At 50.1% G+C, this 14,465-nt stretch carries 9 protein-coding genes; 6 read left to right on the forward strand and 3 right to left on the reverse strand.

What is annotated here, in order from left to right:
• Positions 1 to 405, forward strand: a 405-nt coding sequence (locus tag AS151_RS13265; protein ID WP_139240654.1) for a zinc ribbon domain-containing protein, incomplete at its 5' end; no start/stop codon positions are given.
• 118 nt (positions 406 to 523) lie between these two features.
• Here the strand turns inward: AS151_RS13265 and ppsA are convergent.
• Both ppsA and AS151_RS13275 read right to left on the reverse strand, forming a co-directional pair.
• The gene (gene ppsA, locus AS151_RS13270; RefSeq protein ID WP_071517541.1) at positions 524 to 3,022 is read right to left on the reverse strand and encodes a phosphoenolpyruvate synthase; all 2,499 of its coding nucleotides are present in this window, start codon (positions 3,020 to 3,022) and stop codon (positions 524 to 526) included.
• A gap of 683 nt (positions 3,023 to 3,705) precedes the next feature.
• On the reverse strand, positions 3,706 to 5,859 hold the full coding sequence (locus AS151_RS13275; protein ID WP_071517546.1) for a polyribonucleotide nucleotidyltransferase: 2,154 nt from the start codon (positions 5,857 to 5,859) through the stop codon (positions 3,706 to 3,708).
• A gap of 310 nt (positions 5,860 to 6,169) precedes the next feature.
• On the opposite strand from AS151_RS13275, the gene AS151_RS13280 reads away from it, so the two are divergent.
• Positions 6,170 to 9,409, forward strand: a complete 3,240-nt coding sequence (locus AS151_RS13280) for a DEAD/DEAH box helicase (protein ID WP_071517542.1) — start codon at positions 6,170 to 6,172, stop codon at positions 9,407 to 9,409.
• Positions 9,410 to 9,421: 12 nt separating this feature from the next.
• Complete coding sequence (locus tag AS151_RS13285) at positions 9,422 to 10,333, forward strand: SWIM zinc finger family protein (RefSeq protein ID WP_071517547.1); 912 nt, start codon at positions 9,422 to 9,424, stop codon at positions 10,331 to 10,333.
• On the opposite strand, the gene AS151_RS13290 is transcribed toward AS151_RS13285, so the two are convergent.
• Entirely contained in the window at positions 10,293 to 11,300 is a 1,008-nt protein-coding gene (locus AS151_RS13290; protein WP_071517543.1) for a pentapeptide repeat-containing protein, read from the reverse strand. The two genes, AS151_RS13285 and AS151_RS13290, sit on opposite strands and share 41 nt — an antisense overlap.
• Before the next feature lie 94 nt (positions 11,301 to 11,394).
• Between AS151_RS13290 and AS151_RS13295 the strand changes: the two genes are divergently transcribed.
• From AS151_RS13295 to leuD, 3 genes are all read left to right on the forward strand, one after another.
• The gene (locus AS151_RS13295; protein ID WP_071517544.1) at positions 11,395 to 11,970 is read left to right on the forward strand and encodes a gamma-glutamylcyclotransferase; all 576 of its coding nucleotides are present in this window, start codon (positions 11,395 to 11,397) and stop codon (positions 11,968 to 11,970) included.
• Between the two features lie 120 nt (positions 11,971 to 12,090).
• Positions 12,091 to 13,497, forward strand: coding sequence for a 3-isopropylmalate dehydratase large subunit (leuC, locus tag AS151_RS13300; protein ID WP_071517545.1), 1,407 nt, complete (start codon positions 12,091 to 12,093; stop codon positions 13,495 to 13,497).
• An 8-nt stretch (positions 13,498 to 13,505) separates the two neighbouring features.
• Positions 13,506 to 14,123 (forward strand): 3-isopropylmalate dehydratase small subunit, encoded by a 618-nt coding sequence (gene leuD, locus AS151_RS13305; RefSeq protein WP_071517548.1) that lies wholly within the window; start codon positions 13,506 to 13,508, stop codon positions 14,121 to 14,123.
• The last annotated feature ends 342 nt before the right edge of the window (positions 14,124 to 14,465 follow it).

Here is a 14,465-nt window from a genome sequence, read left to right on the forward strand (position 1 = left end):
GTTCATCGGCGAGAAGACTGGTTTTGGAAACTGGCTCACTGGCTGACCGATCGGTTTGACGTTCTCTATTTCGAGACGTTGAACTTAAAAGCCATGCAGCGACTCTGGGGACGCAAAGTCTCTGACTTAGGATTTCGGTCGTTCCTGCAAATCTTGGAATGGGTCGCTCAAAAGAAAGGAAAAGCCGTTGTCCACATCGACCGTTGGTTTCCATCCAGCAAGACCTGCTCGGGTTGTGGGTACGTTTTGGACGAGTTGGATTTGAGCGTGAGACGGTGGCGCTGCCGGTCTTGTGGGTTGAAAAACGACCGTGACGAAAATGCCGCCATCAATGTCAAACAGGTTGGGGCAACAACCTGTGGGCGAGGTAAAGTCAGTCAGGCTCAGCCTGCATTTACTGTTTGACCCCAGAATCCCCGCGCTTTAGCGCGGGGAGTTTGTCAATAGGACAGTCTTCGTGGGCGCGAAAACGAGCTGGGGAAAAACCAAGCAACCAGCCTGGCTTTTCCACCCAAAAGTGCGGTTACCGCAAACCTTCTAGTTCGGCAATATCCAGCCAGGTTTTCATCACCGAGTCGGGGTTCAAGCTGAGGGAGTCAATGCCCAATTCCACCAAGAAACGGGCAAATTCCGGATAGTCCGAAGGTGCTTGACCGCAAATCCCAATCTTGCGATTATTTTTCTTCGCCTTTTCAATCACCATACGCACCATTTCTTTAACCCCTTCATTGCGTTCGTCAAAGATGTGCGCCACCAACGAGGAATCGCGGTCCAAGCCCAAGGTCAGCTGGGTCAAGTCGTTAGAACCAATGGAGAAGCCATCGAAGACCTTGCTGTACTCATCCGCCAGAATCACGTTGCTGGGGATTTCGCACATGACATAGACTTGCAGCCCATTCTCCCCACGTTTGAGCCCGTATTTTTCCATCTCTGCCAACACTTGGCGACCTTCGTCGGGGGTGCGGCAAAAAGGAATCATGGGAATCAAGTTGGTCAAGCCCATGTCATCGCGTACGTGTTTAATGGCCTTGCACTCCAACCCGAAGGCTTCCCGATAGTTGGGGTCGTAGTAGCGAGACGCACCGCGCCAGCCAATCATCGGGTTTTCTTCTTTGGGTTCAAACTGAGCGCCACCGAGGAGGTTGGCATACTCGTTGCTCTTGAAGTCCGACATGCGAACCACCACGGGGTTGGGATAGAAAGCCGCAGCAATCATGCCCACACCGCGTGCCAGTTGGTCGATGAAGAACTGAGGCTTGTCATCGTACCAGGAAGTAATCTTGGCAATTTGCTGCTTCACCGACTCGTCTTCGAGTTCGTCGAAGTGCATCAAAGCCAAGGGGTGAGCTTTGATGTGGTTGGCGATAATAAATTCCAAACGGGCCAAGCCCACACCATCGCAGGGAATGGACGCCAAACCAAACGCCTCTTCCGGGTTGCCCACGTTCATCATGATTTGGGTGCGGGTGCGGGGCAAGTCATCCAGAACGGTTTCTTCCACTTCAAAGGGCACCAAGCCTTTGTAAATTTTGCCTTCTTCCCCTTCGCTACAGGAGACGGTAATTTCCTGTCCGGTTTTAATGGCTTGGGTGGCGTTGCCGCAACCGACGATGGCAGGAATCCCCATTTCCCGAGCAATAATGGCAGCGTGGCAGGTGCGTCCCCCTTGGTTGGTGACGATGGCGCTGGCTTGTTTCATGATGGGTTCCCAGTCGGGGTCGGTTTTGTTGGTGACCAACACTTCCCCGGGTTTGAACTCATCAATGCGGTGCACGTCCATAATGACCCGGGCTTTACCCTGTCCGATCATTTCGCCAACGGCACGACCGAGGGCCACTACATCGCTGCTGCCTTTGAGTTGGTAGTTGCGCAGGACGTTGCGCGCCCTTTGCGACTGGACGGTTTCCGGACGAGCTTGCACGATGAACAGTTCGCCGTTTTCCCCGTCTTTGGCCCACTCGATGTCCATGGGGGTTTTTTGACCCCGTTTTTCGGAGTAGTGATCTTCAATGATGCAAGCCCAATTGCCTAGGGTTAGCACTTCTTCGTCGGTGAGGGCAAATGTATTCCGTTCCGGTTCGGGAACGGGAACGTTTTTGGTCATTTTGCCGCCACCGAGGTCGTAAATCATTTTGATTTCTTTACTGCCCAGGCGTTTTTCCAAAATGGGGCGGTAACCTTCTTTTAAGGTGGGCTTGAAGACGAAATATTCGTCGGGGTTAACAGCACCTTGAACGACGTTTTCGCCCAATCCGTAGGCAGCGGTAACCAGGGCGGCGTTTTCAAAGCCGGTTTCGGTGTCGATGGAGAACATCACCCCGGAGCAGGCGAGGTCGGAACGGACCATTTTTTGCACGCCCACGGAAAGGGCAACGTCAAAGTGATCGAAGCCTTTGACCACCCGATAGGAGATGGCGCGGTCGGTGAAAATAGAGGCAAAGCATTTGTGGCAGGCTTCCAGAACGTGTTTGACGCCGTGGACGTTGAGGTAGGTTTCTTGCTGGCCGGCGAAGCTGGCGTCGGGCAAGTCTTCGGCGGTGGCGCTGGAACGCACGGCGACGTCGGTGTCGTAGCTGGTTTCCTGGCAGGCTTGTTTTTCTTCCCCTTCAAAGCGCTCGCAAATGTCGGCGCTGCTACCGTAGCGTTCGCACAGTTGTTGGTAGGCTGTAGAAATGGCTTGTCTGAGTTCTTCGGGGAAGGGGGTGTTGAGGATGAGGGAGCGTGCTTTTTTGCCGCGTTCGCGTAGGTTTTGCAGGTTCTCTACATCCAAGTCTTGGAAGAGCTGGCGCAGTTTGGTTTCCAGACCAGCCTTTTGTACAAAGTAGCGATAGGCGTAGGCGGTGGTGGCAAATCCTGTCGGTACGTTGACGCCCTTGGCACCCAGTTGCTGGATCATTTCGCCAAGGGAGGAGTTTTTCCCGCCTACGAGACCGACGTCTTCAATTCCTACTTCTTCAAACCAAAGGACAAATGATTGTTCTTTGTCTTCTTGTGATGTGGTTTGTGGTGCTTGGACGACCATAATATTTGTTCCCCCAGATGATGAATTCTTCTTTCTAGGTTTATTCTACCAATCGATTTTTGAGGGGACAGTGGTGAAAATAAAAAATTCTATTAAATCTCTCTGCTGATTGGTGTAAATGTTAAGTTAATATTAAAAAACTCTGATATGTGGTATTTTGCCATTTTGGCATCTTGCTTTTTGGAAACTGATATGGGAGGGGCAGAAAAGTGATTTTGCTTTTGCGATATGGCCTAGGGGAATGGTTTTTCCATGCTTCTTCTAGCTGCCATGTTAGGGATTGGCAAGGCGATCGCACCATCACTTTTGCAGGTTGTATACAGCACTACATGGAAAGCAAATTTATATGAAGGGTTGATGATTTTCTGCGGGCGATCGCTCTATTTCTTGAGGCGTTCTTAATCTTAGAAAATACATCTTTTTCAACGATTTTCTATATTTTTTTAGGTAGCGAAATTAACAAAATTTGCGTTGTTTAATTATCTTTTCCATCTGTGCCTGGAGGAGCGCGGTCGGAGAACCACCTTAACAATTCTTGATTCCAAAAGGGGCAACCCTGAAAGGCTCTACATGCCACGCTCCCGAACAGACCTGGGGGCAACGCATCGGTTGCCCGTGGGGGTCCTTCTTCCCAGACCTTGTCCGTGCTGCTATCCAGCCTCAGGAAGAAGGAGAGCCTGCTTCTACATCAAACCAGCGGCTTCCCGGGCAGCAGAGGCTTCGTCGGGATGGATGCCCAACCGAGTTAGGTTGATGCGTCCTTTGCTGTCGATTTCCCGAACCTTCACCGTGACCAAATCGCCTACGGCTAGTTCGTCTTCAACTTTACCTACCCGATAGTCAGCCAATTGGGAAATATGAATCATGCCTTCTTTGCCGGGCAAAATTTCCACAAAAGCGCCTATGGGGATAATCCGGGTCACGCGACCGGCATAGACATCCCCAGAGTTGAGCTTGCGGGTCAGGTTTTGAATCATGGTACGCGCGCGTTTGGCGCGATCGCCATCCACCGCCGCAATCGTCACCGTGCCATCGTCGTCGATATCGATTTTGGTACCGGTTTCCTCGGTAATGGACTTTATGGTCTTCCCACCGGGACCAATCAACATACCAATGGTTTCCGGATCGATCTTCAACGTAAACAGCCGGGGTGCATAAATAGACAGCTCGTCCCGTGGTTCGTCGATCGCCTCCATCATTTTTTCCAGGATGTTAATCCGCGCCTCACGCGCCTGGTTAATCGCATCGCCAATGGTATCCACAGACAAACCGGTAAGTTTCACGTCCATTTGTAGGGCAGTAATGCCATCGCGGGTACCGGCAACCTTAAAGTCCATATCCCCAAGGAAATCTTCAATACCTTGAATATCCGTGAGAATGCGGACTTCCGAACCTTCTTTAATCAATCCCATGGCAGCCCCGCTGACGGGTTTCGACAGGGGGACACCAGCATCCATCAACGCCAGCGTCGAACCGCAAACCGACCCCATGGAGGTAGACCCGTTGGAGGACAGCACTTCCGAAACCACCCGGATCACGTAGGGGAAATCTTCTTTTTTCGGCAACGCCGGCACAATCGCCCGTTCGGCCAAAGCACCATGTCCGATTTCCCGACGCCCAGGCGCGCGCATGGGGCGAGTTTCGCCCACCGAAAACGGTGGGAAGTTGTAATGGTGCAAGTAGGTTTTCTCGGATTCTGGATGCAAATCATCAGCCAGCTCTTGCGCTTCCCCAGGGGTTCCCAGAGTGACAGCGGAGAGGATTTGGGTCAGTCCCCGATTGAACAGGCCGCTACCATGGACGCGACGGGGTAAAACGCCAACGCGGCAGGAGATGGGCCGGATTTCGTCGAGCTTACGTCCGTCCACACGCACGCCTTCTTCCACAATTTGGCGGCGCATGAGTTCTTTCATAACCGCTTTGAACGTGTTGTCCACGTCTTTACTGTTGGCGGCAGCAGCGACTTTTACCGGGTCTTCTTCCGGCAGCTCTTCAATTTGGTTTTTGACTTCTTCTTTGACGCTATCAATAGCCTCATCCCGTTGGGTTTTGTTGTAGTCAAAGTTGGTGAGAACCTTTTTGATGCCGTCGGTGGCGCGGGAGCGCACGAATTCTTCCAAATTGCTGTTCGCTTCCGGTGGCGAACCAATTTCGATTTTGATGCCCAACTCGTCCAACAGCTCTTGCTGGGCTTTAATCAAATCGGAGGCGGCTTCGTATCCGAAATCGATGGCTTCAATAATATCTGCTTCTGGCAGTTCGTTGGCACCGGCTTCCACCATCAAAACCCCATCGGGGGAGCCAGCAACCACCAAATCCAAATCTCCCTCTTCAATTTCGCTGAAGGTAGGATTAATAATGAAGTCATCGCCAATCAACCCCACACGGACTCCTGCCATGGGTCCGTAGAAGGGCATTTGCCCCAACATAACCGCAATGGAAGCACCAGTGACCGCGAGGACGTCCGGCGGAACCTGCTCGTCCATGGAGAGGGTGGTAGCGACGACTTGGATGTCATCGCGCAACCAACTCGGGAAGAGCGGTCTTAGCGGACGGTCGATGAGACGGCTGGTCAGGGTCGCTTTTTCCGGGGGACGACCTTCTCGTCGCAGGAACCCTCCGGGAATGCGTCCGCCAGCATACAGTCTTTCTTCGTAGTCCACTAACAGGGGCAGGAAATCTATACCTTCTCGCGGTTCGGAACGTGTAGCGGTTACTAAAACAGCCGTATCGCCTGATTCGATTAATACTGAGCCACCAGACTGAGGCGCAAGGGAACCAATTTTGAGGATAATATCCCGACCGTCAAAAGAGATTGACCTTTCGATCTCTTTCAAGCCATTCTTGTCCATGTTCATTGTTCGCTATTCTTCTCAATCGCAATCGTAGCACTGATATTGGTATCTTGGTTGCAAGCAATCAAGGGACATACAGGTCTACTTCTCTACGCTATTATAGTTAGTTGCCCGATGTTGTTGTCAGTCCACCCAGATTTGCTAGGCTAAAAGGATGGCAGCGACCGATAGCGGTCTTTGCCTGGTTGGATACATAGCGCCGTCGGAGCTGGGCAACACCGGAAATATTGGTTCTGGTGTTTCCCAGGTCTGTGTTGTGTTTTGTTGTCGGTGGAAAGGTTTTCTATAGCGAATGGCGATTTTACATGGAACTTGGATCAACACCCAGAACGCCCAAGGCTATTTGTTGGTTTGGGGAGAAATTTGGCGTCGGGTAGAACCGGTGGATGCGCAAGCGGACCAGCAAGAGCATCCTTTGGCGATGTCGGTGGCTGATTTGCTAAGTTGGGTAAAACAACAGCAACAGCAACAACAAATTCCCCCTGCACTGGCGCAAATCCTTTTGCAAACCGATTGCCCGATTGCGGCAACAGTGGCTTTACCTACGACCATAGCGAAAAAAACAGGGCGTCTCATCCCTCTACACTCTGCCAGTTCCCCTACGAAAGAAACTTATTTGTTTCCCTGGCAAGTTCTGGGGGTGGCTTTGTCTGGCGATGCGGCGGTGCAGTTTTTACAAGCCATTCCCTTGCAAGCTGTAGATAGTTCCGATTCCTGGTTGGGAGCGGATTTGCGTTTTTGGTCCCACATAACCCGTTGGAGTTTGGATTTGCTGGCGCGGGGCAAATTTTTACCTGGTTTACAAGTAACAGATAGCCAACATGCGATCGCTACCTGGCAACCCCTCCTCGATAGTGCCACCGACCAACTCCGCTGGGAAAATTTTGCCTCCCGTATGCCCGTAGGGGCAGCGCCCCCGTGCCTGCCCGCGCCCCCGTGCCTGCCCGCGCTCCCGTACCTGCCCGCGCCCCCGTGCTACGATGGCGATACCACAACTGCCATGGCGGTTCCCCTGCCCAAAAATGCCAAACAGCTACTATTCAATTTTCTACATACCACCATCGACACCCAAGTTCGCCAAGTAGTCAGCAGCAACGAAACCACCCAAAAACAAGTCTTACCCTTCCTACAACCCACCGCCGGTCAATGGTTGCAAGCTTTAGGCGCTCCCTATGCCGAAGCCAAAATTCAATCCGACCCCATCGTTCTCAATAAGCTCCATTCTACCCTCACCAACTGGAAAGCCCCCCTCCAACAACAAACTGGCGGTGTTTGGTGGGTTCGTGCTGCTTTTGAACTGCAACCTCCCAGCAACGGAGAACGCACTTGGCATTTAAAATACTTGCTGCAAGCGGTAGACGATCCCGACTTCACCATCGATGCCAGTCAAGTTTGGAACCACGCCACCCTGCAAACGCCCCAAGGTTATACCATCTCCTACCCACAGGAAAGTTTGCTGCGGGGATTGGGATTGGCTTGTCGTTTGTATCCCACCTTAGAAGAAAGCTTGCAGTCGCCCAAACCCACTGCCTGCCCTCTAACTCCCCAACAAGCCTACGAGTTTATCAAAACCATTGCCCATCGCTTTGAAGAAAATGGTTTGGGAGTTCTCCTACCGCCGAGTTTGCAGCGGAGTCGCGAAGGCATTTCCAGCCGCTTGGGATTGAGCATTCAAGCCAAGCAACCTCGGAAAAAAAGCTCCGAAAAATTGGGTCTCAAAAACCTGCTCAATTTCCAATGGAAACTCTCCTTAGGGGGTCACCAGCTTACCAAAGAAGAATTCCAAGAACTCCTCGCCCAAAACTCCCCCTTAGTAGAAGTTAACGGCGAATGGGTGGAACTGCGCGAACAAGACGTAGAAGCCGCCCAGGAATTTTTTCTCGACCGCAAAGAAGGGATGAATTTAACCCTAGAAGATGCCCTGCGGCTGGCAACCGGCGATACCCAAACCATGGCACAACTGCCGGTGGTCAATTTTGAAGCCCAAGGGGCGTTGGAAGAGTTGCTGGGTCACCTAACCCAAAATCGTTCTTTGGAACCAGTAGAACCACCGCAAAACTTCCACGGTACGCTGCGACCTTACCAATGCCGGGGGGTTAGCTGGCTGCTGTTTCTCCAACGGTGGGGATTGGGGGCTTGTCTTGCCGATGATATGGGGTTGGGCAAAACCATCCAAGCGATCGCGTTTCTGTTACATTTACAAGAACGCGGCGAACTGGAATCCCCCGTTTTATTGGTCTGCCCCACTTCGGTTTTGGGCAACTGGCAGCGGGAAGCCAGCAAATTTGCCCCCAACCTGCGCGTAACTGTACACCACGGTGCCAAACGCAAAACCGGCAAAACATTTGCCAAACAAGCCCAATCGGTGGATTTGGTCATTACCAGCTATGCCCTGGTGACGCGAGATGTCAAAACCCTAACCGGTGTCCAATGGCAAGGTGTGATTATTGACGAAGCGCAAAATATAAAAAATCCCAATTCCAAACAATCGCAATCGGTTCGCAAAATTCCCGCCCAGTTTCGCATGGCACTTACCGGTACGCCGTTAGAAAATCGCTTGCAAGAGTTGTGGTCGATTTTGGATTTTCTCAATCCTGGATATTTGGGGTCGCGCCAGTTCTTCCAAAAGCGGTTTGCCAAACCCATTGAAAAATACGGCGATACTTCTTCGCTGCAAGCCTTGCGATCGCTTTCCCAACCTTTCATTCTGCGACGCCTAAAAACCGACCGCAACATTATCCAAGATTTGCCCGAAAAAAACGAAATGGCGGTGTTCTGCGGCTTAACCCCGCAACAGGCTTCGGTGTATCAATCCCTGGTCAACCAATCCCTAGAAGATATCGAATCGGCAGAAGGTATCGAACGCCACGGCAAAATCTTAGCCCTGCTGGTGAAACTGAAACAGGTCTGCAACCATCCGGTTCTGTTGCAAGGAGCCAACAAAACCAAGGATATCAACGATTACGTTGAGTTCCGCCGCCACTCTGCCAAACTGCAACGATTGCAGGAAATGCTGGAAGAATTAATCAGCGAAGGCGATCGCGCTTTAATTTTTACCCAATTTGCCGAATGGGGCAAACTGCTCAAACCTTATCTCGAAAAAGAACTGGGCAGAGAAGTTTTCTTCCTATACGGGGCAACCCGCAAAAAACAACGGGAAGAAATGGTCGATCGCTTCCAAAACGATCCCCAAGGCGCGCCTGTAATGATTTTATCCCTCAAAGCTGGCGGTACAGGGTTAAATCTAACCCGCGCCAACCATGTTTTCCACTACGATCGCTGGTGGAATCCCGCCGTAGAAAACCAAGCTAGCGATCGCGCTTTCCGCATTGGTCAAACCCGCAATGTGCAAGTACACAAGTTCGTCAGTACCGGTACCCTAGAAGAAAAAATCCACAATCTCCTAGAAAGCAAACAAGAACTCGCCGAACAAGTGGTTGGTACTGGCGAAGATTGGCTGACGCAGTTGGATACCAAACAATTGCGCAATCTATTGGTTCTCGATCGCAATGCTGTCATTGATGAAGACTAGGTGTTGGAACTCATGCAAACAACAAATGAAGAACGATTCACTCCCAACCGCGAATGGTGGGCGCAACAATGGCTGGAAATTTTAGATTCCTACCGGTTTAAAAAACGCTTGGAACGCGCCCGCAACTACGCCAGACAGGGAAATGTACTCGATATTTGGTTTAAAGAGCGCAAGGTTAAAGCTGACGTTCAGGGAACCCAGCCCAACCCCTATCGCGTTTCTATTTCGTTAAAACCATTTGCTGACGAAGAATGGGATTGGGTCGTCGAAACCCTCGCCAACCGACCTATTTTTGCTGCTAAGTTGCTGGCTGGGGAGATGCCACCCAGTATCGAAACGGAGGTATTTGCTGCCAATGGTTTGCGGTTGTTCCCGTTTAATTTATCGGAAGTACGTAGCAAATGTACCTGCCCGGATAAAGCCAATCCCTGCAAGCACATCGCTGCGGTATATTATCTACTAGGCGATCGCTTCAGCGAAGATCCGTTTGTTTTGTTTCAACTGCGGGGGCGAACCAAGGACCAAATTTTAGATGCTTTGCGCCAATATTGGATTTGGCAAGAAGAACATACTGATACGGAACCCCCATCACCAGAAACAGCGCCAGCCTCTACTGAAAACGAAACTGAAGAAGCCACCCAACCCGCCGCATGGGATGCCACTGCCGATTGGCTATCGTCTTTTTGGGAATACGACCAACAGCTTGATTCTTCTTTGGTGGTTATTGCCCCACCAGCCAGCAACGAGACGGTTTTGGATGTGTTGGGGGATTTGCATTTTCCCAATGAAGACCCCAATATTCCCCTCAATCCCGCTGCTGGCAAAATCTTTAAAAATTACTTGCAGGAAATTTACCAACAAGTGAGCCAAGAAGCGATCGCGGCTAGTCTGGGGAATGGAGATGCAGATCGTGCGGAAGAATAGCCCCTTCTAAGTTAGCTGTTGCTAAGATGGCTCCCGTTAAATCGGTATTATCCAACCGGGCATCGGTGAAATCGGCTTGGTGGAAAATAACTTCCCGCAAACCGGCAGCACTTAATTGGGCTTGCTGCAAGTTCGCAGCGGTTAAATTTGCCCGGGTCAGGTCGATTCCCCGCATGTCGGCGGCGGTAAAATTGGCGTAGCTAGCGTGAACGCGGGTGGCATCGCAACCACGTATGTCGGCATGGCTGAAGTTGGCTTCCCGTAAATAGGCGCGACGCAGGCTGGCGTGGCACAGGTCGGCATCTTCGCAGTTGGCGGCGGTTAAATTTGCCCGGGTCAGGTCGGTTCCCCGCATGTCAGCACCGATGAAAATGGCACCGGTGAAATTGGCATGACTCAAATCTAGCGATCGCAGGTCGGCATGGCGGAAATTTACGTAGCTCAAATCGGCAGAACGCAGAGATACGGAAGGAGAAATTAAAATTGCATCAGGGGCAAAGGTAGCAATATCCCCGGTGATTTGGGTTTTGCTACTCAAAACACTTTTTTCAAAAATAGCCCCCGTTACATGGGCATCGGTGAAGTCGGCATCAATTAAATTGGCACCAGTAAAATCGGCAAATTGTAAATTCGCACCGCGCAAATCGGCTGACATCAAGTCGGCACTTTGAAAATTTACCCCTTGTAAGTCAGCATTTTGTAAATTAACTTGGGCACAGAATGCTTTTTGAAAATTGGCACCCGCTAACTTGCAATCCCATAACTGCGCACCTTGCAACTGAGCTTGTTGGAAATCAATCCCTTGCAGCCAACTTTTCTCCCAAGCAATCCCCTGGAGATTGGCATGGCTAAAAATAGCTTCTCGCAAGACAATCGCAGGTCGCTGCATCTGGGCGAGATCGATGTTGGCAAAATTCCGTTCCTGCTGGGCGTAGCGCTCCAAAATAGCGTCAATCTTCGATTCCATAATCTCCGGTTTTCCTATCGGGATAGTGTTGTTTTTGCCCAAGTTGTCTGCTAAGATAGCGCTATGGTTTTCACAATAAAATAGGGAATTGAATATGGAAGTTCGTCAAAAACATTCTCGTTCGGTTATAAAAAAAGGAACGCTATCCGTCAAACAACTTAGCGAACCCACATTTTACTATTTCGCCTATGGCTCCTGCATGTGCCCGGTAGACCTAAAACGAACTTTCGGAGAAAGCACCCACAACTACGTCGTTGATGTGGCCGTCTTACCAAACTATCGGTTGGGTTTTTACCGGCGTTCCGCCAAACGTAACTGCGGTGTCTTGGATGTTACCCCCGAACCAAGGCAGCATGTATATGGCGTTCTATACGAAATTCCTCAGCGATTGAGCAACCGTCTCGACGAACGGGAAGAAGTACCCACCGGCGGCTACCGTCGGGAAATCGTGCAAGTGCAAGATTCCCAAGGCAACACCTACGACAACGTGCGTACTTACACCGTGGTTAACAAACTACCCCACGAAATTGCTCCTAACGACTGGTATTTTGATGTGGTTTTGCGGGGTGCTTTAACCTGCGGTTTGCCCGAGGAATACTGCTGGCAGCTATTCCAACACATGCACCAACTGCAAAAACAGCAGTTCCAATATCAAAAACGTTCTGCCTGATGGAAACGTTGGGTGTTACGATTGCCGATCGCGATCGCCATAAATTTCCCCCATTGACGAAAATAGATCCTAATAGCTATTTTAAATAAAAACAAAACTGTAAAATCAGCATCATCGCCAATGAGCAACCCGCAAACCCTATTCGATAAAATCTGGAATCAGCACTTAGTTCATCAGCAAGAAGATGGCACTTGTCTGCTCTATATCGATCGCCATCTCATCCACGAAGTAACCAGTCCCCAAGCCTTTGAAGGACTCCGTTTAGCCCATCGTCAACCCCATCAACCGCAATCTTCCCTGGCGGTAGCCGATCATAATGTTCCCACCTCCGATCGCTCCCAAGGGATTCAAGAACCACAAAGTCGCCTGCAAGTAGAAACCCTCGAACGGAATGCCGAAGAATTTGGCATCCCCTTATTCCGTATGAGCGACCAACGGCAGGGAATCGTTCATATTATTGGTCCCGAACAAGGGTTAACCCAACCCGGAATGACCATTGTTTGCGGGGATAGTCACACTTCTACCCATGGGGCATTTGGTGCCCTAGCGTTTGGCATTGGTACCTCCGAAGTTGAGCACGTTCTAGCCACCCAAACTCTACAAGCTAAAAAGCCCAAAAACATGAAGATTGCAGTGGAAGGGAATCTTCCTTTGGGCGTAACGGCGAAAGATATTATTCTTGCTATTATTGGAAAAATTGGCACCGCAGGAGCCACTGGTCATGTCATTGAATATGCGGGAGAGGCGATTCACAGCCTGAGCATGGAAGGACGCATGACCATTTGTAATATGTCCATTGAAGCTGGGGCAAGAGCGGGGTTGATTGCCCCCGATGAAACCACATTTAACTATATCAAAGGTCGTCCCTTTGCGCCTCAAGGTCACCATTGGGAACAAGCTGTTGCTTATTGGCAGTCTCTTCTTTCTGATGAGGGAGCTACCTACGACCAAGAAGTAACCCTCAAAGCCAGTGAAATGATTCCGCAGGTGACGTGGGGAACCAGCCCTCAAGATGTGTTGCCCATTACCGAGCGAGTTCCCGATCCCAAGGATTTCAGCGATGCCAATCGCCAACAATCGGTGAAACGAGCTTTGGAATATATGGGATTAACCCCAGGCACGAAATTAACCGATATTCCTGTGGATAAAGTCTTTATTGGCTCTTGTACCAATGCCCGCATTGAAGACTTGCGAGAAGTTGCCAAAGTTGTGGAAGGGCGTAAAGTTGCCGATGGGGTTTATGCCATGATTGTTCCGGGTTCTGGGTTGGTGAAATATCAAGCAGAAGAAGAAGGGCTAGATAGCATTTTTACCCAAGCGGGATTTGATTGGCGAGAACCAGGGTGTTCCATGTGTTTAGCCATGAATGCCGATAGACTTGCCCCGGGAGAACGTTGTGCCTCAACTTCAAATCGGAATTTTGAAGGGCGGCAAGGACGGGGAGGACGCACCCATTTGGTTAGTCCTGCCATGGCTGCTGCTGCTGCAATAACTGGTAAACTAACTGATGTTAGAGAATTCGGTTGATTGTCAAGATGGAAAAGTTTACAACCTTAACTGGAATTGCTGCCCCTTTCCCCCGGATGAATGTTGATACTGATACTATTATCCCCAAACAACATTTGAAAACCATTAAACGGACAGGATTGGGAAAAGTTTTATTTGATGAGCTGCGGTTTCAGGAAAATGGCGAGGAAATTGCTGATTTTATTCTGAACCAAGCTCCTTATCGGGAGGCTAAAATTTTAATTGCCGGGGAAAATTTTGGTTGTGGTTCTTCTCGGGAACACGCCCCCTGGGCATTATTAGATTTTGGCATTCGTTGTATTATTGCCCCTAGTTTTGCTGATATTTTCTTCAATAACTGCTTCAAAAATGGGATTTTGCCAATTGCTCTGTCAGCCAGTGAAGTGGATACTTTAATGGCAGATGCCAATCATCCCGATACTGCCACCATGACTGTCGATTTGCCGGAACAAACCATTCAACGCAGTAATGGAGAAACACTTTCTTTTACGGTGGATGAATTTCGGAAGCATTGCTTGCTCAACGGGCTAGATGACATTAGCATCACCTTGCAACATGAAGATAAAATAGCGGCGTTTGAACGGCAACAACAACAAAGGCTGCCTTGGCTATGGGCTAATCGCTAAAGCCGGGCAAAGTTTTTGAACGATTCATTCCAGTTAGGGGGTTTAGACCAGGGTGTGCCCTGTCCACCCGATAAAACGAAAATGATTGGAAAATTAGCGAATCGCGATCGCTTTTCTAACCCAACTAGACAAGTAACGAAAATAATTAAAAAATTAGTAGGGTGGGCAATGCCCACCCGACAAAACGAAAATAATTGAAAAATTGGCGAGTCGCGATCGCACCAAATTAGAGTTTTTGCTAGATTTGGGGTGTATATTTTAGACCAGTAGGGTGGGCAATGCCCACCCTACAAAATGAAAAAATGAAAATAATTGGAAAATTGGCGAGTTGCGATCGCTTTT

It is taken from the genome of Geitlerinema sp. PCC 9228 (genome assembly GCF_001870905.1).
GTDB lineage: Bacteria > Cyanobacteriota > Cyanobacteriia > Cyanobacteriales > PCC-9228 > PCC-9228.